Source organism: Plantactinospora sp. WMMC1484 (assembly GCF_049315195.1).
Lineage (GTDB): Bacteria > Actinomycetota > Actinomycetes > Mycobacteriales > Micromonosporaceae > Plantactinospora.
This window is the reverse complement of sequence record NZ_CP186055.1, coordinates 3,755,056-3,776,165: the sequence shown is the minus strand read 5'-3', so window position 1 is coordinate 3,776,165 and position 21,110 is coordinate 3,755,056. Positions and strand designations below refer to the sequence as shown.

At 73.2% G+C, this 21,110-nt stretch carries 18 protein-coding genes; 12 read left to right on the top strand and 6 right to left on the bottom strand.

The annotated features are described in order from the left end of the window. Positions 1-12 precede the first annotated feature (12 nt). Together ACN28C_RS16565 and ACN28C_RS16560 are read left to right on the top strand one after the other, a co-directional pair. Positions 13-435: a PPOX class F420-dependent oxidoreductase gene (locus ACN28C_RS16565; RefSeq protein WP_422774329.1), complete on the top strand. Its 423-nt coding sequence runs from the start codon at positions 13-15 to the stop codon at positions 433-435. 143 nt (positions 436-578) lie between these two features. Then, positions 579-1,451 (top strand): GDSL-type esterase/lipase family protein, encoded by an 873-nt coding sequence (locus tag ACN28C_RS16560; RefSeq protein WP_422774328.1) that lies wholly within the window; start codon positions 579-581, stop codon positions 1,449-1,451. A gap of 107 nt (positions 1,452-1,558) precedes the next feature. On the opposite strand, the gene ACN28C_RS16555 is transcribed toward ACN28C_RS16560, so the two are convergent. The 3 genes from ACN28C_RS16555 to ACN28C_RS16545 all read right to left on the bottom strand — a co-directional run bounded on the left by ACN28C_RS16555 (position 1,559) and on the right by ACN28C_RS16545 (position 4,029). Beyond that, a complete protein-coding gene (locus ACN28C_RS16555) occupies positions 1,559-2,257 on the bottom strand; it encodes an EcsC family protein (RefSeq protein WP_422774705.1) in 699 nt (232 codons plus the stop codon). A gap of 256 nt (positions 2,258-2,513) precedes the next feature. Beyond that, positions 2,514-2,660: a hypothetical protein gene (locus ACN28C_RS16550; protein ID WP_422774327.1), complete on the bottom strand. Its 147-nt coding sequence runs from the start codon at positions 2,658-2,660 to the stop codon at positions 2,514-2,516. 121 nt (positions 2,661-2,781) lie between these two features. Continuing rightward, complete coding sequence (locus ACN28C_RS16545) at positions 2,782-4,029, bottom strand: hypothetical protein (RefSeq protein WP_422774326.1); 1,248 nt, start codon at positions 4,027-4,029, stop codon at positions 2,782-2,784. A gap of 278 nt (positions 4,030-4,307) precedes the next feature. Here ACN28C_RS16545 and add point away from each other — a divergent pair, with 278 nt between their 5' ends. The 5 genes from add to ACN28C_RS16520 all read left to right on the top strand — a co-directional run bounded on the left by add (position 4,308) and on the right by ACN28C_RS16520 (position 8,976). Next, positions 4,308-5,390, top strand: coding sequence for an adenosine deaminase (gene add / locus ACN28C_RS16540; RefSeq protein WP_422774325.1), 1,083 nt, complete (start codon positions 4,308-4,310; stop codon positions 5,388-5,390). Between the two features lie 14 nt (positions 5,391-5,404). Beyond that, entirely contained in the window at positions 5,405-6,325 is a 921-nt protein-coding gene (locus tag ACN28C_RS16535) for a proteasome assembly chaperone family protein (RefSeq protein ID WP_422774324.1), read from the top strand. Between the two features lie 17 nt (positions 6,326-6,342). Further along, positions 6,343-7,134 carry an exodeoxyribonuclease III gene (locus tag ACN28C_RS16530; RefSeq protein ID WP_422774323.1) on the top strand — a complete coding sequence of 264 codons (792 nt, stop codon included), beginning with the start codon at positions 6,343-6,345 and terminating at the stop codon, positions 7,132-7,134. A 9-nt stretch (positions 7,135-7,143) separates the two neighbouring features. Further along, the gene (locus ACN28C_RS16525; RefSeq protein ID WP_422774322.1) at positions 7,144-8,535 is read left to right on the top strand and encodes a PQQ-binding-like beta-propeller repeat protein; all 1,392 of its coding nucleotides are present in this window, start codon (positions 7,144-7,146) and stop codon (positions 8,533-8,535) included. A gap of 102 nt (positions 8,536-8,637) precedes the next feature. Next, positions 8,638-8,976 carry an antibiotic biosynthesis monooxygenase family protein gene (locus ACN28C_RS16520; RefSeq protein ID WP_422774321.1) on the top strand — a complete coding sequence of 113 codons (339 nt, stop codon included), beginning with the start codon at positions 8,638-8,640 and terminating at the stop codon, positions 8,974-8,976. A gap of 174 nt (positions 8,977-9,150) precedes the next feature. Here the strand turns inward: ACN28C_RS16520 and ACN28C_RS16515 are convergent, their stop codons facing one another. Both ACN28C_RS16515 and ACN28C_RS16510 read right to left on the bottom strand, forming a co-directional pair. Further along, complete coding sequence (locus ACN28C_RS16515) at positions 9,151-9,753, bottom strand: class F sortase (protein WP_422774704.1); 603 nt, start codon at positions 9,751-9,753, stop codon at positions 9,151-9,153. A 123-nt stretch (positions 9,754-9,876) separates the two neighbouring features. Further along, entirely contained in the window at positions 9,877-10,386 is a 510-nt protein-coding gene (locus ACN28C_RS16510; RefSeq protein WP_422774320.1) for a hypothetical protein, read from the bottom strand. Positions 10,387-10,666: 280 nt separating this feature from the next. Between ACN28C_RS16510 and trmB the strand changes: the two genes are divergently transcribed. The 5 genes from trmB to ACN28C_RS16485 all read left to right on the top strand — a co-directional run bounded on the left by trmB (position 10,667) and on the right by ACN28C_RS16485 (position 18,564). After that, complete coding sequence (gene trmB, locus ACN28C_RS16505) at positions 10,667-11,335, top strand: tRNA (guanosine(46)-N7)-methyltransferase TrmB (protein WP_422774703.1); 669 nt, start codon at positions 10,667-10,669, stop codon at positions 11,333-11,335. A 115-nt stretch (positions 11,336-11,450) separates the two neighbouring features. Continuing rightward, positions 11,451-13,961 (top strand): DEAD/DEAH box helicase, encoded by a 2,511-nt coding sequence (locus ACN28C_RS16500; RefSeq protein ID WP_422774319.1) that lies wholly within the window; start codon positions 11,451-11,453, stop codon positions 13,959-13,961. Between the two features lie 390 nt (positions 13,962-14,351). After that, positions 14,352-15,767, top strand: a complete 1,416-nt coding sequence (locus ACN28C_RS16495) for a xylulokinase (protein WP_422774318.1) — start codon at positions 14,352-14,354, stop codon at positions 15,765-15,767. 253 nt (positions 15,768-16,020) lie between these two features. Further along, a complete protein-coding gene (locus ACN28C_RS16490; protein ID WP_422774317.1) occupies positions 16,021-16,677 on the top strand; it encodes a hypothetical protein in 657 nt (218 codons plus the stop codon). A gap of 1,083 nt (positions 16,678-17,760) precedes the next feature. Next, complete coding sequence (locus ACN28C_RS16485) at positions 17,761-18,564, top strand: alpha/beta fold hydrolase (protein ID WP_422774316.1); 804 nt, start codon at positions 17,761-17,763, stop codon at positions 18,562-18,564. 90 nt (positions 18,565-18,654) lie between these two features. Here ACN28C_RS16485 and ACN28C_RS16480 read toward each other — a convergent pair whose 3' ends face one another. After that, positions 18,655-20,940: a proprotein convertase P-domain-containing protein gene (locus ACN28C_RS16480; protein ID WP_422774315.1), complete on the bottom strand. Its 2,286-nt coding sequence runs from the start codon at positions 20,938-20,940 to the stop codon at positions 18,655-18,657. Positions 20,941-21,110 lie beyond the last annotated feature (170 nt).

Genomic DNA, 21,110 nt, shown 5'->3' with positions numbered 1-21,110 from the left:
TATAACGGTGAGATGACGACCGGTCCCACTCCCCCGGCCAGCCACGCGGATCTGCTGAGTCGCCCGCTCTTCGCCCACCTGGCCACCACCCGCCCGGACGGCGGGCCGCAGAGCAACGTGATGTGGTTCGTCTGGGACGGCGGACGGATCAGGATGACACACACCAAGCGGCGACAGAAGTTCCGTAACCTCGAGCGGGATCCCCGGGTCGCGCTCTCGATCGCAGACCCCGACGACCCGTACCGGTTCCTGGAGGTGCGCGGCGTGGTGGAGAAGGTCGAGAACGACGACGAGGTCGCCTCCTTCTACCGTTCGCTCCAGGAGCGGTACGACAACGTCTACGAGATCAACGATGCGGCGTACCGGGTGATCGTCACCATCCGGCCGGAGAGCTTCGTCGCGGTCACCAACGGCCAGCCGCAGCCGGCCGGCTGACCGTCCATTCCGGTCACCTCCGCACCCGGCGCGCCGGATGTCGGTGATCCGTGGGCCGGCCGACGGCGGCGAGGGTTCCGGGCCGGCCAGTGCGCCGCGTACAGTTACGGAGCGATTGCTGTCCGTTCTGTCCGGGGAGAAACATGTCCAGACGTTGGACCGCCGCCGTCACCGCCCTCCTGGCGGCCTTCGCCCTGGCCTGCGAGGGGTCCGACGGGGGCGGGGGCGCCCAGCCGGATCCCCCGGCGGCACCGCCCGGCATACCCGACTCGATCGCGGCCCTCGGCGACTCGATCACCGCCGGCTTCGGTTCCTGCCTTGTCCTGGCCGCCTGTCAGCGCAACTCGTGGTCCACCGGCGACAGCAGTCGGGTGGAGAGCCTCTACCGGCGACTCCGGGAGGTGAACCCGGCGATCCGCGGTAAGGCACACAACCAGGCCGTGAACGGGGCTCGCGCCTCGGCGTTGGCCACCCAGGCCGGTGGCGCCGTGCGGGCCCGGGTCGACTATGTCACCGTGCTCGTCGGAGCCAACGACGCCTGCCGGGGCGGTATCGAGGACATGACAAGCGTCAGCGTCTTCCGCGCGGATGTCGACCGTGGACTCGCGGCGCTGAAGAAGGGGCTTCCCAAGGCCCGGGTCCTGGTGGTCAGCATCCCGAACCTGCACCGGATCTGGGAGATCGGCCACGAGGACACCCGGGCGGTGCGCGCCTGGCGGGGCCGCATCTGCCCGGCGCTGCTGGCCAACCCCACCTCGACGGAGCCGGCCGACCGTACCCGCCGGTCGTCGTTCCGGGCCCGGGTCGATGCGTACAACGAACAGCTCGCCGCCGCCTGCAAGGCGTACGGTTCCCGCTGCCGGTACGACGGCGGCGCCGCGCACCGGGTCCGGTTCGGGATGGACCTGCTCAACCGGCTGGACTACTTCCACCCGAACGCGGCCGGCCAGAAGGAGCTGGCCGAGGTGACCTGGCGGGCATCCGGCCTGGCCAGCCAGGCCCGGCGAGCCGCATGAGGCACCTGACCGGCCCGGCGAGCCGCATGAGGCACCCGACCGGCCCGGCGAGCCGCATGAGGCACCCGACCGGCCCGGCCGACAACCGGACCAGACCGGGAGCCGGGCTACCGGGGCGCCGGCACGGTCGCCCGTGGCCGGTACAGCTCCTGTGAGCGGACGGCCAGGCTCCTGGTGGCCGACGAGTTCGCCCAGGTGCCCAGCACCACCGCCGCGCCCGGCACCGCCTTGGCAACCAGCCGCTTCGCGGCCCGGACGCCGGCCATCTGCGCCAGCTTGAACCCGAGTCGCAGCATCACCCGCGCCAGCGGCGTATCCGACCGGCTCAGGGCGTCGATCCGTTCCCGTCCGGCGGCCACGCCGAGCGCGAGCCGTGCCGTCTCGGCGATCTTGTGAACCCGCTGCAGGACGAGCAGGTCGGTGGCGCGGTCGGGATGCTCCGGGTCGGCACCGTAGGCGGCGGCGACGTAGAGCACCATCCGGGCCTGGGTCCAGGCCAGCACCCCCATGTCGATCACCGCGCCCGGCAGGCCGGCGGCACCGGAGACCGCACCGGAGACCCTGGCGTGGTTGACGAACCTGCGGATCGCCGTCTCGGCCATCGCCTCCGGCGACATCCGCGGATGCCTCGTGCGGGTCCGCTCCGCCCAGGTCCGGGCCTGCGGCCCGATCCGCCGGACCGCCTCCAGGGCAAGGTGCTCCGGGGCGTACTGCGGGTCGGCTTTCATCCGCGCCCAGAGCCCACCCGGCGGGACGGCCGTCGACGACTCCGGCTCGTCCTCCTCCGTCACGTCCTCGCCCGTCACGTCCTCCGGCCCACCGGAGACCGCTGGACGCGGGGGCGGGGGCGGGTGCGGGCTCGCGGCGGCCGGCGGGAGATCGGCGCCGGTCGGCAGCGCGTTGTCGGCCGGCGGCCGGTCGGTCGACGGCAGGTCGATGTCGGCCGGCGTCGTTGCCGGGGTGGCGGGCGCGCCGCCGACCGGCGGGGAGTCGGTCACTGGAACACTCCGGGGTCGAGGGTCAAGGAGGAAGGAGGGAGCGACGGTCGGCGGCGGGGCCAGGTCAGCGGCGGCCGCGCAGCCGGGACACGACCTGACGCATCCGATGCTGGTTGGCGGGCTTGGCCAGCTCGCGCCGACCTCGCTCGACGAGCCGCCGCCCCTGCGGCGAGCTGAGGAACATCCGGATCCGTTGCACCAGTGACGCCATCTCGGTCCTCCTCACGTCGTCCTGAATCATCAGGATTACCCGGTCGCCCGCCCGGCCACACCGGTCGCCGTCAACCGGCCGGGTCCGTCACTCCATCGTGGCCGGGCGGTTCAAGCCCGGGTCAGCTCCCGGACGGCAGCAACGCGTCGACGACCTCCGTCGCCGAGTACTCGTGCTTGGCGTAGTGCTCCGGATAGGCCGAGTACTGCACCGCCTGTGCCGCCTCGGTCAGCCGCATCCGTTCCCAGCCGGGCACCTGGCGCAACGCATCGAAGAACCGTGCGCTCGCGTACGCCGGATCCATCAGGCGGTCCACCGGGCCCCAGCCGGTGCTGGTCCGCTGCTGGAACAGACCGACCGAGTCGTGGTCCCAGCCGGTGCCCTGGTGTCGGTACCGCTTCGACTCCGGCAGCACCTCGCTGGCCCGGTTGAGCAGGTTGCTCTCCTGCATAGCGGTGGCCACCCCGATGACCAGCCCTCGACGTGGCATCCCCATGTCCCGTCCGGTCCGCACGATGGCCCGGGCATTGTCCATCTGAACCGGGGTGAGACCGGCCACCGGTGCCGAGTCGGCCAGTGCCGGCGAGGCGTCCGGGTCGGCCTCTGTCGCGTCCGCCCCGTCGGAGTCTCCGGACCGGTCGGATTCGTCGGGCCGGCCGGAGCCGGACCGGCTCGCCCGGTCCGCGGAGCGGTCGACGCCGGCCGCCTCGCCGGTGTCGTCGCCCGGCCGGGCCAGTGCCACCCCCTCCGGGTTCTCCGGAGCGGTGCCGGCCGGGTCGCCCGCCGGACCGACCGCCTGGACGGCGGCCAGCACGCCGAGGCAGCAGAGTACTCCGGCGGTCACCGCGACCCGGCGGGAGCGGCGCGGGCCGAGCCGCGCCGGCAACCCGGTCCGGGCCGCCAGGGCGCCGGCCCGGTCGGCGAGCCGGCGAGCCGGGGGTACGAGCCGGTGGACGACCCGGCGCAGGTTTCGCTCGGCGGCCCGGACGGCGGGCACCCGGCGGGACACCACTGCCGCCGCCCGGACGATCCGGTGGGCGACGGCCCGGACGAGCGGCACGGCCCGGACGAGCGGCACGGCCCGGACGATGCGGGCGGTCCCAGCCCGGCCGACCGGCACCACCCAGCCGATCCGGTGCGCCACGGCCCGGCCGAGCAGCACCGCCCAGCCGAACAGGACGGCCCGGGTCAGTGCGAGCCGGCGGGCCGGTACCGGCCCACGCGGCCGGGCCGCCGGGTCCGGTCCGGCCGGCAGCCCCGGCTGCGGTCCGGAACGGTCGGACGCCGAGTCGGCGGAGGAGACATCATCCGATCGGACAGTGCTCGGCACGGCGGGGAACCCGGTCACAGAACGGTCGTCGTCAGGCATCCGACGAGGCTAGGCAGGCGATACGCCAACTACGCGGAGTCACCGGGTGGGCTGCACCACATCTTTCCACCGGGCAACCGGTCGGCGGGGCACGGGCGCGGACAACCGGGGCCAGCCCCGGCAACCCTGGCATCTCAGGGACTGCGGACTATCGTCGCTATGCAGGCAGATACCTTCGAATCAGTCTGCACTCCTCGCGCTGCCGGCGCGCCTCCCCCGATCGGCCCAGCCGGTCCGGCCGCCCGGCCACCCTCCCGCTCCCCGGATCGGCCCGTGCCGTGAGACCGTGGACTATGGCACCGGTCACCGATCCGCTTTCGCGCCGCGACCTCCGTCGGCTGCCCAAGACCAACCTGCATCTGCACCTCACCGGTTCCATGCGCCCGCAGACCCTGGCCGAGCTGGCCGACCGGGACGGCCTGCCGCTGCCCGAGCCGCTGCCCGCCGGCACCCTCTCCGGCTGGTCGGCGTTCCAGGAGCGCTACGAACTGGCTCGGGCCGCGCTGCGTACCGCCGACGACCTGAGCCGGGTGGTCGCGGAGGCCACCGCCGACAACGTCGCGGACGGCGCCGGCTGGCTGGAGATCCAGGTCGACCCGACGACGTACGCCGACCGGCTGGGCGGGTGGGAGCCGGTGGTCGAGGCGGTGCTCGCCGGAGCTGCCGGCGGCCGTGCCGGAGTGGTCCTGGCGGCCAGTTGGGCCGGACCACCGGACCGGGCGGAACGGATCGCCCGGCTCGCCGCCCGGCACGCCGGCGCGGGCGTGGTCGGCTTCGGCCTCTCCAACGACGAGCGCCGGGGCCGGATCGCGGACTTTGTCCCGGCGCTGCGCACGGCGACCGAGGCGGGCTTGCTGGCCGTGCCGCACAGCGGCTTCTACGAGGCCGCGTGGCACGTCCGGGACTGCGTCACCCTGCTCGGCGCGCACCGGGTCGGGCACGGGCTCACCGCCGTGGCCGACCCGGCCGTCCTCGACCTGCTGGCCGAGCGGGCCGTGGCGATGGAGGTGTGTCCCAGTTCATACCCGCCGTTCGGCGTCACCACCGGCCTGGCGGCCACCCCGCTGCGCGCCCTGCTGGCCGCCGGGGTGCCGGTGGCGCTCGGTACGGACGACCCGCTGCTGTTCGGCACGGGCCTGCTCGACCAGTACGTGCTGGCCCGGGACGTGCTCGGCTGCAGCGACGCCGAACTGGCCACGCTGGCCCGGTCCTCCGTCGAGGCCTCCGCCGCTCCGCCGGAGGTCAGGGCGGCGATGCTGGCGGGCGTCGCCGGCTGGCTCGGTGGAATGCATCAAGATAGCGGCAGCGTTTGCTACATCGGGGCGCCGTCCGTCGCGGCCGCGTCCCGGCGTACCCCCTGAGGAGGTCCTGACCGGTGCTCGATCCGAACGAGCTCTACCAGCTCACCGACGATCTGCCCGAGCTGGGTCAGCCAGTGCTGATCCAGGCGCTTTCCGGTTTCGTCGACGCCGGAAACGCGACCCGGCTCGCCCGGGAACATCTCGTGTCGACCCTCAAGTCCCGGACGATCGCCACCTTCGACGTCGACCAGTTGCTCGACTACCGGTCCCGGCGACCCACGATGATCTTTGTCGAGGACCACTGGGAGCACTACGAGCAGCCGAAGCTCGAGCTGCACCTGCTCCGCGACGACGAGGGCACCGCTTTCCTGATGCTCTCCGGCCCGGAGCCGGACTTCCAGTGGGAACGGTTCATCGCCGCGCTGACCAGCCTGATCCGCCGGCTCGGCGTACGGCTGACGATCGGGCTGAACGCCATCCCGATGGCCGTGCCGCACACCCGCCCGATCGGGGTGACCGCGCACGCCACCCGGCGCGACCTGATCACCGGCTACGAGTCCTGGCTGCAGCGCATCCAGGTCCCCGGGAGCGCCGGCAACCTGCTCGAGTTCCGCCTCGGCGAGCAGGGCCGGGACGCGGTGGGCTTCGCGGTGCACGTGCCACACTACGTGGCCCAGACCGAATATCCCGGCGCGGCCGAGCTCCTGCTGACCTCGGTCTCCCGGGCCACCGGCCTGCTGCTGCCGACCGAGCCGCTGCGCAGCGCCGCCGAGGCCGTGCGCGAGGACATCGACCGGCAGGTCGCCCAGACCGACGAGGCGACCTCGCTGGTACACGCGCTGGAGGAACAGTACGACGCCTTCACCCGGGGCCGGGGCGGGCCGAACCTGCTCGCCGACCAGACCGGACCGCTGCCCACCGCCGACGAACTCGGCGCGGAACTCGAGCGTTTCCTCGCCGAACAGGGTCGGCCCGGGGAAAACCCGGGTACGTGATCGGGCAGGCTGACCAGATGCGCCTGGCGACCTGGAACGTCAACTCGGTGAAGGCCCGCCTGCCCCGGCTGCTGGAGTGGCTCGCCGCCACCGGGCCGGACGTCGTCTGCCTGCAGGAGACGAAGTGCCCGGACGGCATGTTCCCGGCGGCGGAGGTCGGCGAGCTGGGCTACGAGGTGGCCAGCCACAGCGACGGCCGGTGGAACGGGGTGGCGATCCTCTCCCGGGTCGGCCTGGCCGACGTGGCGGTCGGGTTCGCCGACGAACCCGGGTTCCCGGCACCGGAGGCGCGGGCGATCTCGGCAACCTGTGCCGGGCTGCGGATCTGGTCGATCTACGTGCCGAACGGGCGCGTCCCCGACTCACCGCACTACGAGTACAAACTCGCCTGGCTGGCGGTGCTCCGGGATGCCCTCGCCGCCGAGTTGCGGGCCGGGCCCGGCCGTCCGCTGGTGGTCTGCGGCGACTACAACGTGGCGCCGACCGACGCCGACGTCTGGGACCCGGCGCTCTTCGTCGGCTCCACCCACGTGACGCCGCCGGAGCGCCAGGCCCTGGCCGAGCTGCGCGCCCTCGGTCTGACCGACGTGGTGCCGACGCCGATGAAGGGGCCGCACCCCTTCACGTACTGGGACTACCGGGCCGGCATGTTCCACCAGAACAAGGGCATGCGGATCGACCTGGTGTACGCGACGACCACGTTCGCCGAGAGCGTCACCTCGGCGTATGTGGACCGGGAGGCCCGCAAGGGCAAGGGCCCGTCCGACCACGCCCCGATCGTGGTGCAGACCGGGCCCGAGGCCGGCTGAGCCGACGACATGGTGATCGACCTCGGCACCGAGCGGTACGAGCCGCCCGTCGACACCGCCGGGCCACCCCGCGCGGTGGTCGTACGCCAGTGGCGGATCGCGGCCGCGGCGCTCGCCGGAATCCTGGTGCTCAACACCGGTGGCGCCGCCCCGGCACCGACGCCGCCGCTGCGGCAGGTGTACGCCGCGCCGATCGGTCCGGTCGACACCTTCACCATGGCCGGCGGCCTGCTCGTCACCGCCTCGGTGCTGGACGGCGCCGACCGACCGGGACGTCGGATCACCTGCTACGACCTCACCGACGGGCGCCGGCTGTGGTCCGGCGACTTCGTCGTCGACCGGGACGGCGACGGGCCGATCTTCTCCGACGGGCTGCTGCTGATCTCCGAACGGCTGGCCGACGGCGCACCGACCCGGACGACGGCGCTGGACCCGCGGACCGGGCGGCGACGCTGGTCGGCACCGTACCGGCCGCTGCCGCTGCCGGACGGGCCGATCGCGCTGGTCTTCGACAACGTCTTCCGACCGGAGGCACGGGTCTGGCCGGGCCAGCGGACGGTCGGCGGCAAGGTCTACATCGCGTCGGACGGCCACGCCTACACGGAGCCGCCGACCGGGATGACCGTCCGAGGGCTCGACCTCGGCACCGGCCGGCTGCGCTGGGAACTGCCCCGGCTCGACAGCGCCCGCGTGGTCGAGGCGGCCGGTGAGCATCCGACGATCCTGCTGACTTCTTCCGTGGACGGTGGCGTCGAGGTGCGGGACGTGGTCTCCGGCGCGGTCACCCACCGGCTCGACTGGACCGGCGGCGAACTGGTCCACGGGCAACGGATCGGGGATGTCGTGGTGGCGACGGCGCAGTCCGGGACCGACCTGGTCGTGACGGCGTACTCGGCGGACCTGCGGCGGCGGCGGTGGAGCCGCTCCCTGCCCGGCCCGGATCAGTCCGTCGAACGCTGCGGTCCGCTGCTCTGCCAGTGGGCGGCCTTTCGGACCAGCGCGCTCGACCCGGCCACCGGCGAGGCCCGGTGGGAGCGTCCGGGGCCGCGGAACCTGCTCTCGATCGGTCCGTGGCTGGTCGAACTCGACAACGGCCCGCTTCGGCGGGTCCTCGACGCCCGGACCGGCCGACCCGTCACCGACCTCGGAGGCTGGTGGCTGGCCGGCGACCCCGGCTGGTCCGGTGCGGGCACGCTCCCCGCGGACCCGCCACCGCTGGTGCTCCAGCCGAACCTCGTCAAGCAGCACACCTGGTTCGGCGTCTTCGATCCGGCCGGGCCGTCGGTCCGCCTGCTCGAGGTGCTGCCACACAGCCTGCACGGGTGCGTGGCAGCAGACCGGTTCATGGCCTGCCGGTCCGGCGACGGGCAGCTCCGGGCCTGGCGCTACGAGCCGAACTGACGATTCGTCGCTCCGGACCGGCCCGGCGGCTCATCGCTCCGGACCGGCCCGGCGGCTCATCGCTTCCGCTGGCGTCCGGAGCCCTTCGCCTAGGCTGGAGCCATGGCAGTAGTGAAGATCAACGCGATCGAGGTTCCGGCGGGTTCCGGGGCGGAGTTGGAGCGCCGGTTCGCCGCCCGGCAGGGCGCCGTCGAGAACTCCCCCGGCTTCCTCGGCTTCGAACTGCTCCGCCCGGTGGCCGGCGAGAGCCGCTACTTCGTCTACACGAGGTGGGAGAGCGAGGAGGCGTACCAGGCGTGGGCCTCCGGACCCGCCCGGGAGGCCCACGCGCGGGGCCCCGCCGACGCTGGGTCGAGCGGCGAGCAGCCCCGACCGGTCGCCACCGGGGCCACGCTGCTGGAGTTCGAGGTGGTCCAGCAGGCCGCCCCCACTGCCCCGTAACCACCGGCAGACCGGGGGCCGCGCAGCCGAAGGCGCCGCGGGCCGCGCAGCCGACGGCGCCGCGGGCTGCGCAGCCGACAGCCGGCGGCCCCACGGGCCACGCAGCGGACAGCCGGCGGCGCCAAGGGCCACGCAGCCGACAGCCGCGCCGGAGTGGCGGCGCCCCGGGCCTGGTCAGGTCTTCCGGGATTCGACCAGGGACGCGAAGGCGACGATGTTGTCGGAGTAGCCGGTGCCGCCGCCGATCCACCGCCCGCCGCAGGTGATCAGGCGGAGCCAGGGGCGCCGGAAGTCCCCGTAGACCCGCTCGGCGGGGAGCTTGTCCTTGTCGAAGTGCTCCACCGAGTTGACCTCGAAGACCGCCACCGACCGGTCCTGCCGGGTCACCTCGATCCGGTCCCCCGCCCGCAGCTTGACCAGATCGTGGAAGACCGACGGGCCGGTCCGGGTGTCGGCGTGCCCGACGATGATCGCCGGACCAAACTGGCCGGGGGTGGGTCCGTCCTCGTACCAGCCGACCTCGTGGTGCTTCGCCAACTCGGGTACGGCGATCGACCCGTCGTCGGCGAGCCCGACCCGGTGCACCGGGGCGCGTACCCCGATCGACGGGACCGCCAGTTTCGTCGGCCGGCTCGGCGCCAGCACCGGAAACTCCCGGGGCGGCTCCTTGGTGCCGCCGCTCAACCAATGCCACGGCCCGCCTGCCGACTGGCCGAGCCCGGCTCCGGTGGCGAAGACGCCGACCAGCACCAGGATGACCGCCAGCGGTCCGACCATGCTCCGGCGGGGGCGGCCGGCACTCGACCGGGCCGCCGGATGCCGCAGGTGCGGCGCCGGCTGCCGGCTGCCGATCCAGGGCCGCCGGCCGGTGGGGGTACGGGCCACCGGATGCCTCCCGGGTCAGGTCCGGCGCGGCGAGGTCGGCCGGTTCCGGCGGCGGAGCACGACCAGCCCCAGCACGGCACCGAGCGTGGTGCTCGCCACCCCGCCGGCCACGAGTAGCCCGGCCGGGTCGTCCCCGGCGCTGCCCCCGAACCCGGTCGCCGGCCCCCGGTGCGGCCGGGTGGCGCCGACCACCATCAGCCGGGTGGAGCCGCTCGCACCGTCGGGACAGCTCAGCCGGACCCGGTAGGTGTCCGCCCGGGTGCTCTCCGGCACCTGGGCAACCGCAGTGAGGAAGCCCGCCTGCGGCTGCACCGTCACGCTGCCGAACGCCTCCGACTCGACCGTGGCCGGCTGGGTGTTGGTGCGGCAACTGGCCTTGATGCCGACCATGTAGCCGGCCTCGACGGTGCTCGGATTGACCTGCACGAAGATGTCGGCGGCGTGCGCCGGAGCGGCCGGGAACAGGATCGTGGCCAGGACGAGCGGAACACCACAGAGCATCGCGGTGCGTCGACGCGTGGCCACTGTTCCCCCTTCCGGCGCCTCGGGCAGGGCCGGGCACGTGGGGCCGGGGCCTGCCGTACGCAGAAATCCTCTCATCTGTCGAGGCCGAGCACACGCGGTCGGGCGTACTCGGACGGCTTCTCGCCCGGTCGAGCCAGTCGCGTAGGCTGATATTCCTGTGACCCTCACCAGCCAGAACCAGACCGCCGCGGTCCCGCCTGCCCCGCCGGGGCCCACGAGTGCGGCACACCCGGCACCCGCCCGTGCGTCGGGTGGGGCCACCACCCGGCGGCCGGCACAGATCCGCACCTTCCATCCCCGCCGCGGCCGGCTCAGCGGGCGGCACGTGGAGGCACTGGACCAGCTCTGGCCCCGCTACGGGCTGTCCCTCCCACCCCATTTTCCCGTGGGCACGCGGCTCGACCTGACCGAGCTGTTCGGGCGCGGGGCGCCGGTGGTGCTGGAGATCGGTTCCGGGATGGGTGACGCCACCGTGGCGATGGCCGCCGCCGACCCGGGTCGGGACTACCTGGCGGTCGAGGTGCACACGCCCGGCATCGCCAACCTGCTCGCGCTCACCGAGCGGCACGGCCTGACCAACCTCCGGATCGCCCGGGGCGACGCGCTGGACCTTGCCCGGCACCTGCTGCCGCCGGAGCGCCTCGACGCCGTGCACGCCTTCTTTCCCGACCCGTGGCCGAAGCCCCGCCACCACCAGCGGCGGCTGATCCAGCCGGCACACGTCGCGCTGCTCCGCACCCGCCTGGTCGCCGGCGGCACCCTGCACTGCGCCACGGACTGGCCCGAGTACGCCGAAAGCATGCTCGACACCCTCACCGCCGACCCGGAGCTGCTGAACGCCTTCCCCGGCTACGCCCCCCGCCCGGCGCACCGGCCGGTGACGAAGTTCGAGCGGCGCGGCGCGGCCGCCGGCCGCCCGATCTTCGACCTCATCTTCCACCGGGGGTAAGGAAGGGCCCCCGCTTATCGTTTTCTGTTGTAGAAGGGCCCCCGCCTTACACCCCGGGCCGCCGGAGGAAGCCGATTGGCGTTGCCGGGGCCGGGCGGGGCACGATGGAGCGGTTATGACGCTCACCGACCAGCTGCCGGGCAGCGCCGATCCGGACACCCTCTTCGACGCGTTCGCCGGTTGGGCGCAGGAGCGTGGTCTCAGCCTCTATCCGCACCAGGAGGAGGCGCTGATCGAGATCGTCTCCGGGGCCAACCTGATCCTGAGCACCCCGACCGGCTCCGGCAAGAGCCTGGTCGCCACCGGCGCCCACTTCGCCGCGCTCGCCGAGAACCGGGTCAGTTTCTACACGGCGCCGATCAAGGCCCTCGTCTCGGAGAAGTTCTTCGCGCTCTGCGAGATCTTCGGCGCCGAGAACGTCGGGATGCTCACCGGTGACGCGAGCGTCAACGAGGACGCGCCGATCATCTGCTGTACGGCGGAGATCCTGGCCAACATCGCGCTGCGCGAGGGCGAGCGGGCCGACGTCGGCATGGTGATCATGGACGAGTTCCACTTCTACGCCGAGCCGGACCGGGGTTGGGCCTGGCAGGTGCCGCTGATCGAGCTGCCACAGGCGCAGTTCGTGCTGATGTCCGCCACGCTGGGCGACGTCACCCGGTTCCGGGACGACCTGACCCGGCGTACCGGGCGGTCGACCGCACTGGTCCGCAACGCCGAGCGGCCGGTGCCGCTGATGTTCTCGTACGCGATGACTCCGCTGCACGAGACGCTGGAGGAGCTGCTCTCCACCCGGCAGGCGCCGATCTACGTGGTGCACTTCACCCAGGCCGCGGCGCTGGAACGCGCCCAGGCGCTGATGAGCGTCAACGTCGCCACCCGGGCCGAAAAGGACATGATCGCCGAGGCGATCGGCAACTTCCGGTTCACCGCCGGTTTCGGGCGTACGCTGTCCCGGCTGGTGCGGCACGGCATCGGAGTGCACCACGCGGGGATGCTGCCGAAGTACCGGCGGCTGGTGGAGACCCTCGCGCAGGCCGGACTACTCAAGGTCATCTGCGGCACCGACACCCTCGGGGTCGGGATCAACGTGCCGATCCGCACCGTCGCATTCACCGGCCTGTCGAAGTACGACGGGGTGAAGACCCGGCTGCTCAAGGCGCGGGAGTTCCACCAGATCGCCGGCCGGGCCGGCCGGGCCGGATTCGACACCATCGGCACGGTGGTGGTGCAGGCGCCCGAGCACGTGATCGAGAACGAGAAGGCCCTGGCGAAGGCGGGCGACGACCCGAAGAAGCGCCGCAAGGTGGTCCGGAAGAAGCCACCGGAGGGTTCGATCGGCTGGGGCCGGCCCACCTTCGAGCGGCTGGTCGAGGCCGAACCGGAGCCGCTGACCTCGAGCTTCCAGGTCAGCCACGCGATGCTGCTCAACGTGATCAGCCGGCCCGGCGACGCGTTCGCCGCGATGCGGCACCTGCTGACCGACAACCACGAGGAGCCGACGGCGCGGCGCCGGCACATCCGCCGGGCCATCGCGATCTACCGCGCGCTACTGGCCGGCGGCGTCGTCGAGCAGCTCGCCGAGCCTGACGAGCAGGGCCGGCGGGTACGCCTCACCGTCGACCTCCAGCTCGACTTCGCGCTCAACCAGCCGCTGTCGCCGTTCGCACTGGCCGCTATCGAGCTGCTGGACACCGCCTCCCCGACCTACGCCCTCGACGTGCTCTCGGTGATCGAGTCCACCCTGGACAACCCGCGCCAGGTCCTCGCGGCGCAGCAGTTCAAGGCGCGCGGCGAGGCGGTCGCGGCGATGAAGGCCGACGGAATCGAGTACGAGGCCCGCCTCGAACTGCTGGACGAGGTGACCCACCCGAAGCCGCTCGCCGAGCTGCTGGACGCCGCCTACGAGATGTACCGGCGCGGGCACCCCTGGGTCGCCGACTACGAGCTGCGGCCGAAGTCCGTGGTCCGGGACATGTACGAGCGGGCGATGACCTTCGTCGAGTACGTCGGCTTCTACGGGCTCTCCCGCTCCGAGGGGCTGGTGCTGCGCTACCTCGCTGACGCGTACAGGGCGCTGCGGCAGAGCGTGCCCGAGGACGCCAAGACCGAGGAGCTGATCGATCTTATCGAGTGGCTCGGCGAGTTGGTCCGGCAGGTCGACTCCAGTCTGATCGACGAGTGGGAGCGGCTGCGCAACCCCGCCGAGGAGGCGACGGTGGTCGTCGACGAGAAGCCGCCGGCGGTCACCGGCAACGTGCGGGCGTTCCGGGTGCTCGTCCGCAACGCGCTGTTCCGCCGGGTCGAGCTGGCCGCCCTGCGCCGCTTCGACGAGCTGGGCACCCTCGACGCCGAGGAGGGTTGGGACGCCGACGCCTGGGCGGACGCGCTGGAGCCGTACTTCGAGGCGTACGACGAGATCGGCACCGGGCCGGCGGCGCGCGGCCCCGCGCTGCTGATGATCGAGCAGGGCCGCGACCGCTGGACGGTCCGGCAGATCTTCGACGACCCGGATGGCGACCACGACTGGGGGATCAGCGCCGAGGTCGACCTCGCCGCCTCGGACGCGGCCGGCACGGCGGTACTCCGGGTCACCGAGGTCGGGCAGCTAGCGCCCACCGTTTAGCCGGGACCCCGCGCCGGTCGGCGGCAGGCGCGCAGGAGGTCGTCGGGCGCGCCCGCGGACAACCGCCCGATCTGCCGACAGAGCCTGCCCGAGCCTCCCGCGTCGCTAGCGCCGGCCGCGCCGCAGGTACATCGTGGCCACTCTGAGGGCGGCTGTCATGATCGGGGCAACGCGGCAGCCTTGACAACGCCATGAGTGCGACCAAATAATTCAGCCATTGAACAAATCGTCGCCGGGTCCGGGATGTCGGTCCTGACATGGCCGGTGCCGAGGAGCCCAGGTTCGTTCGACCCAACCAGCTCTCCGCAGAAGAGTTTGCCGAAGAGCAGGTCCGCGTGCCGCTGCCGACCTCGCCCCATGACCCGTGCCCGACAACCCCCGGGAGGACCGGTGCCGCTCGTCGCCGGGGTCGACTCGTCGACCCAGTCGTGCAAGGTCGTCGTCCGCGACGCCGAGACCGGGGAGCTGGTGCGCGAGGGTCGGGCACCGCACCCTGTCGGGACCGCCGTACCGCCGGCCGTGTGGGAGGCCGCGCTCTCCGACGCGGTCGCGGAGGCCGGTGGGCTGGACGACGTGGCCGCTGCCTCGATCGCCGGGCAACAGCAGGGCATGGTGTGCCTGGACGCCGACGGTGTGGTGGTCCGGGACGCCGTGCTGTGGAACGACACCCGCTCGGCCGGCGCCGCCGCCGACCTGATCTCGGACCTCGGCGGCGGCGAGGCCGGGCAGCGGGCCTGGGCGGAGGCGGTCGGGCTGGTGCCGGTGGCCAGCTTCACCGTCACCAAGCTGCGCTGGCTGGCCTCGGCGGAGCCGGAGAACGCCGCCCGTACCGCTGCGGTGTGTCTGCCGCACGACTGGTTGACCTGGCGACTGGCCGGCGCGCCGGGGCTGGACGCGCTGCGCACCGACCGCAGCGACGCCAGCGGGACCGGGTACTGGTCGGCCGCGACCGGTGAGTACCGTCCGGACCTGATCCGGTTGGCGTTCGGTCGGGATGACGTGCTGCTGCCGCAGGTGCTCGGGCCGACCGGTCGCGCCGGGCACCTGCGTACGGGCGCACCGCTGGGTCCCGGTGCCGGCGACAGTGCCGGGGCGGCGTTGGGCGTCGGTGCCGAGCCGGGCGACGTGATCGTGTCGATCGGCACCTCCGGCACCGTCTTCACCGTGACCGACGTGCCGGCCGCCGACCCGAGCGGGATCGTGGCCGGGTTCGCCGACACCACCGGCCGTTTCCTGCCGCTGGTGTGCACGCTCAACGCCGCCCGGGTGCTGGACGCGGCCGCGACCATACTGCGGGTCGACCACGCGGGGCTGTCCGCGTTGGCGCTGTCCGCCCCGGCGGGTGCCGACGGGTTGGTCCTGGTGCCCTATCTGGAGGGCGAGCGCACCCCGAACCGCCCGCACGCCACCGGAGCCGTGCACGGTCTGACCCTGCGGACCTCGACTCCCGCGCACCTGGCCCGCGCGGCGGTGGAGGGCATGCTCTGCGCCCTCGCCGACGGGCTGGACGCGCTTGTCGCGCAGGGCTCGACGGCCGACCGGGTCATCCTGGTCGGCGGCGGCGCCCGCTCGGCGGCGGTACGCCGCATCGCCCCCACGGTCTTCGGCCGCCCCGTGCTCGTCCCACCGCTGGGGGAGTACGTCGCCGACGGCGCCGCCCGGCAGGCGGCCTGGGTGTTGTCGGGTGACAAGCGGCCGCCGTCGTGGACGGTCGGCCAGGTCGAGACGTACGAGGCCGACGCCGTCCCGGCGATCCGCGAACGGTACGCCGTGGCCCGCACGAACGTCACCGACCGCGCTGACTGACGGCGTCCTCGTCACAACCCACCCGGGGCAGGCCCGACTCCACCGAGGTCGGCGACTCACCACGTACCCCATCGGCGCGTACGGGTGACTCGCAACCTGTTCCGGACGGCTCGCAAGATCACTCGCAGACTTTCCCGGACACTCGCAGGATTCGCGCGGACGCGACATGACGAGAGCGGTCCGGACTGGGCGCAGCGGCGAAAATCAATTAGAATGTGTGTACTAAAACGGCTCTTGAACTGGGAGGACAGCCGTGCCAGAGCCCGCCTCCACTGCGCCCGCTCCCACCCCACTGCCCTACGCCACCCTGCTCGCCTTCACCCGCTACGTCGACCGCACCGGCCCGGCCAAGGCGACCTTCGTCGGCGGGCTGCGCAAACAGCGCGCCAGCCGCTCCGGGTTCAATCCACACGGCCAACTCGTCAAGGCGCTCAAGGCCGACATCGCCTTCCGGACCGGCGGCCGCCACCTGGCGGAGATCGCCGGCCTGGTCAAGCCCCGCTGGCGCCCGCTCTACGAGACGCTGGTTCCCGGAGCGGTGAACTACCTGCACTCGCTCGGCGACCTGTCGACGGTCGATCTCGCCCAGACCCGGGACGCAGTGGGGATGGTCGGCGACCTGCCGGTGAAGATCAACCCGCATCTCGGGCTTCGCTACGACGATGGCCGGCGGGAGGCCGTTCGGCTGCACTTCGACGAGCAGCCCCCGAGCCCGGAGGCACTCCTGGCGACCCTGCACCTGATGGGCCGGCAGATGGAGCAGGTGCTGCCCGGGGCCGAGCCGGTGCTCGTCGACATACGCCGGGGTATGGCGCACCACCGCGATCCCGCCGCCCGGCCCGACCAGGTCGAACGCTGGCTGGCCGGCGAGGCGGCCGCCTTCACCGCCACCTGGTCGACGGCCGCCTGATCCACGACCACCCGATCCACGACCACCCGATCCACCGCCCTTGGTCCACGACCACCGATCCCGCTCGCCTGATCAACGACCGCACTGCCGCCATCGGGCTCGCCTGATCGACGACCGTCCTGACGCCCTGGGAGATGAACGGCAGCGCTGATCGACGACCCGGAGGTGGCGGGCCTTCGTTGATCGTGACCGCCGCCGGGGGGCCGACCACGGCTACTAACCCGGTCAGATGGGCCTGGTCGGACGTCGCCGCGAACTCGCCGAGGTGGCGCAGTTGCTCGACCCAGCCGTGGCCGGCGCCGGGGACAGGCCCTGAGGTCGAGGTGTTGCAGCGCCCCGCCCGCCGGCAACCGGCAACCGGAGCGCGACGGCGACGCGCCGGGCGGGGACCGGAACGGCGGCGAGTGGCGGCTGAGCCGGGAGGGCGACGACTGGCGGCTCGACGCAGGGAGCGAAACGGTCCGGCTACCCGACGGCCGAGGGGTACGGTATCTGCGTACTCTCCTCGCCGCACCTGGTCAGGAGGTCCCGGCGTTGTCTCGTCGCGGGCGGTGCCGGGCTGCGGGTGCCGGCGGGTGCCCCGATGCGGGACGAGACCGCCCGGGTCGGCGTACCGGCAGCGGTCGGCGTACCGGCGGCGGTTGGCGGCCGTCGGCGTACCGGCGGCGGTTGGCGGCCGTCGGCGTACCGGCGGCGGTTGGCGGCCGTCGACGCGGAGTTCGAGGCCGCGGACCGGGCGGGCGACGTCGAGCAGGCGGCAGCCGTTGAGGCGGAGCGGGTCGCCCCGGTGGCCGAGCTGCGCCGGGCCACCGGGCTGGGTAGCCGGGCCGCACCCAGTCCGGCGAGTCCGAGCGTGTCCGGGTCAACGCCACCCGGGCGCTCTCGGGCACCGTCGGGCGGGCGGAGTCGGCGGCCCCGCTGGCCGACGCCCACCTGCGGACACCCCCGCGCACCAACCGGCTCTTCCGCTACCAGCCGGCGCCGGGCGGCCCGAACCGGTGGCGACTGTGATCGCCCCCACGTACAGGCGGTGCACCCCGAAGTTACGCCCTTCCGGGTGGAACCCGACGACGGGAGACGACGATGCACGACGCCGTACGACAGCACCTCGGCGGCCTGGTCGCAGAGAGCTACGGCACGGCCGACGACCGGCCACCGCTGGTGTTGCTGCACGGCCTCACCTACGACCGGCGCCAGTGGGAGCCGCTGCTGCGGGAGCTGGCGATCATCGACCCGGGCCGTCAGGTGTTGGCGCTCGACCTGCCCGGGCACGGTGAGTCGGCCCGGCGGGACTCCTACTACGTGCACGACGTCGTCAGGCTTCTGCACGAGGCGGTCGTCGAGGCCGGCCTCGACACACCGGTAATGGTCGGCCACTCGCTCGGCGGCATGCTGGCAACGGCGTACGCCGGGATCCATCCGGCCCGTGCCGTTGTCAACCTCGACCAGCCGCTGCTGGTGGGAGACTTCGCCCAGGTGCTCCGACAGGTCGAGCCGGTGCTGCGCAGCAGCGAGCACGGACAGGTCTGGGCGAGCATGCTCGCCCGGATGGAGATCCACCAGTTGCCACCGGCCGCGCGGGAGTTGGTCCGGACCGCCACCACGCCCCGGCAGGACCTGCTGCTCGGCTACTGGGACGAGGTCCTGCGCGTTCCGCTGGAGGAGCTGGGCGAACAGCGGTCGCGAGAGCTGACGAAGATTCGCTCCGAGAGGATCTCGTACCGCTATGTCACCCAGCGCGAGCCGGACCCGGCGTACCGGCGGTGGCTGGAGTCGGTGCTGCCCGAGATCACGATCACGGTTTTGCCTGGCACCGGGCACTTTCCGCACCTGGTCCAGCCCGCCGAGGTGGCCGGAATTCTGGCCACCGAGGGGCGGGAGCGCTGAGCGGACGACGGGTGCCCGGTACGCCCCTCCCGGTGCGAGGGAACACCGGGAGGGGCGTACCGGCCGGGTGCGCCCCGGCCGGCCTCACCGTCAGAGCAACAGCGACCAGGTGTCGAGCCGGCCGACGTCCGCGCCGGCCGCGTCCTGCACTCGCAGCCGCCAGGTGCCGTTGCGCAGTTCCCGGGAGAGGTTCACCCGGTAGACCTCGTCGATCATGTCGCTGCTGCCGCCGAGCCGGTCCCGGAGCAGGTAGGAGCTACCGTCCGGAGCGATCAGCCGGAGCACCAGGTCGCCGACGTAGGTGTGCGCGATGACCACCTCGACCTCGCTGGTCGCCGACGCGGCACCGGAACAGCCGGCCAGGGTGATCGGGCTCTGCACCGCGCCGAGATCGGGAATGGCCAGGTCCGTCCCGTTGCTGCCGGAGCAGACGTGGCCGGGAGCCAGGTTCAACGTCCAGGAATCGAGGTGGCCGACGTCCCCGGCCGCCGCGTCCTGCACCCGCAGCCGCCACCGGCCGTTCGCCGCCTCGCCCGACAGGTTCACCCGGAACGTCCGGTCGATGTTGTCCTCGGCGCCGCCGGTCCGGTTGTGCAGCAGGTACGAGCTGCCGTCCGGCGCCACCAGCCGGACCACCAGGTCGCCCCGGAAGGGATGCACGATCCGTACCCGGACCAGGCTCGTCGCCGACGCCCGGCCGGCGCAGCCGGAGATCGTCACCGCACTCTCCACCGTCGAGGAGTCCGGGATGGCGAGGTCGCTGCCGTTCGTCGCCACGCAGCCCGGCGGGTTCGCCACGGTCAGCGTGTACCGGGCGGTGCGGGTGGCGTACCGGCTGGTGCCGACGACCGTCACCGGGTAGCTGCCCGGCGGGGTGACCGTGGTGGTCCGGATCGTCAGTGTCGACGGCCGGCCCGCCGGCACGGAGGCCGGGCTGAACACGGCGGCGGCGCCGGCCGGCAGGCCGGTGGCGGTCAGCGCGACGGTCTGTGCGCTACCGGCGGTGACCCGGGTCTGTACCGTCGCCGTCACCGAGCCGCCCGGCACCACCGAGCCGGCGGCCGGCGAGACCGCGACCGCGAAGTCGTGCGCCGGCGGCGCCGCCGGGGCCACGTGGAGCAGCACGTTCGGCGAGCCCGGCCCGGGGTTGGTGACCACTCCGGTGGTTCCGGTGCCGACCAGGTGGTCGCGGACCTGCTGCGGCGAGTACGACGGGTTCTGCGCCAGCACGAGCGCCGCGGCTCCGGCCACGTGCGGGGAGGCCATCGAGGTGCCGTCCGACGGACCGCTCGACGTGTCGCCGCCGATCGTGGCGGAGACGATCGCGACCCCGGGTGCGAAGATGTCGACACACGTGCCGTAGCTGGAGAAACTGGCCCGGGCGTCGCTACGGCCAGGACCGCCCGCCAGCCCACCGGTCGCCGCCACGGTGATCGCGGCGGGCACGCTCGCCGGTGAACTGGCGCAGGCGTCGGTGTTCGAGTTGCCGGCCGCGACGGCGTAGCCGACCCCGTCCGCGATCGAGTTCGCCACCGCCGTGTTGGCGGCGCTGTTCGCCGGGCCGCCGAGGCTCATGTTCGCCACCGCCCGCTCGCCCGGGTCGTGGTCGCCGGTGACCCAGTCGACTCCGGCGATCACCTGGGCGTAGGTACCGCTGCCGGTGCAGTCCAGTACCCGTACGGCCACCAGCGTCACTCCCTTGGCGACGCCGTACTCGGCACCGCCGACCGTGCCGGCGACGTGCGTGCCGTGGCCCTGGCAGTCGGTGGCGGGCCCGCCGTCGATCGCGTCGAAACCGGAGACCGCCCGGCCGCCGAAGGTGCGGTGGGTGAGGCGGATGCCGGTGTCGATGACGTAGACCCGGATTCCGCTGCCGGTGCTCGGGTAGGTGTAGCTGTCGTCCAGGGCCAGCGGGCGCTGGTCGATCCGGTCCAGGCCCCAGGAGGGGGTCGGGGTCTGGGTGTCGACGAGCCGGACCCGATGATTCTGTTCGACGTACGCCACCGACGGATCTGCCGCGAGCCGCCGGGCCGCCTCGGCCGTGCCGGTGAACTCGAAGCCGCGCAGCGCGTGCCGGTAGCTGCGGGCCACGGCGCCACCGGCCCGGCCGGCGAGCTGCCCCGCCCGGCCTGCCACCGAGGCCGCCGCCACCGAGGCGTCCTTGAAGACCACCAGGTAGCTCCGGTCGACCGCGGTGGCTCCGCCCTCGTGCCGGATGGCACCTTCGGCGGGCACCGCCGACACAGCGGGCACCGCCGACACAGCGGGCGCCGGCGCGGCGGTCAGCACGACCGCCAGAGCGAGCAGGGCGACCGCCGACACGAGTACGAGTGGTCTGTGCGTCCGGGCGTGCCGGGACGTACCGGGAATCCTCATGCCCATCCTTCTCCCCTCCGGCCGATCCCCCGGCCGCACGCGACGGTGCCGCGACGTCAATCCGGAGGATCGGCACACGGGAGACTACGAGCAGTGACTAGCCGCATGCGAAAGGTAACCGACAGCAGCACAGTCGGCATCCGGTCCATATCCCGCCTGAGGTGTAAGGA

Bases quoted from the DNA above. Each gene is read 5' to 3' on its own strand.
- ACN28C_RS16565 (WP_422774329.1), top strand. From the start codon at position 13: ATGACGACCGGTCCCACTCCCCCGGCCAGCCACGCGGATCTGCTGAGT.
- ACN28C_RS16560 (WP_422774328.1), top strand. From the start codon at position 579: ATGTCCAGACGTTGGACCGCCGCCGTCACCGCCCTCCTGGCGGCCTTC.
- ACN28C_RS16550 (WP_422774327.1), bottom strand. From the start codon at position 2,660: ATGGCGTCACTGGTGCAACGGATCCGGATGTTCCTCAGCTCGCCGCAG.
- ACN28C_RS16545 (WP_422774326.1), bottom strand. From the start codon at position 4,029: ATGCCTGACGACGACCGTTCTGTGACCGGGTTCCCCGCCGTGCCGAGC.
- ACN28C_RS16530 (WP_422774323.1), top strand. From the start codon at position 6,343: ATGCGCCTGGCGACCTGGAACGTCAACTCGGTGAAGGCCCGCCTGCCC.
- ACN28C_RS16525 (WP_422774322.1), top strand. From the start codon at position 7,144: ATGGTGATCGACCTCGGCACCGAGCGGTACGAGCCGCCCGTCGACACC.
- ACN28C_RS16520 (WP_422774321.1), top strand. From the start codon at position 8,638: ATGGCAGTAGTGAAGATCAACGCGATCGAGGTTCCGGCGGGTTCCGGG.
- ACN28C_RS16515 (WP_422774704.1), bottom strand. From the start codon at position 9,753: ATGGTCGGACCGCTGGCGGTCATCCTGGTGCTGGTCGGCGTCTTCGCC.
- ACN28C_RS16500 (WP_422774319.1), top strand. From the start codon at position 11,451: ATGACGCTCACCGACCAGCTGCCGGGCAGCGCCGATCCGGACACCCTC.
- ACN28C_RS16485 (WP_422774316.1), top strand. From the start codon at position 17,761: ATGCACGACGCCGTACGACAGCACCTCGGCGGCCTGGTCGCAGAGAGC.
- ACN28C_RS16480 (WP_422774315.1), bottom strand. From the start codon at position 20,940: ATGAGGATTCCCGGTACGTCCCGGCACGCCCGGACGCACAGACCACTC.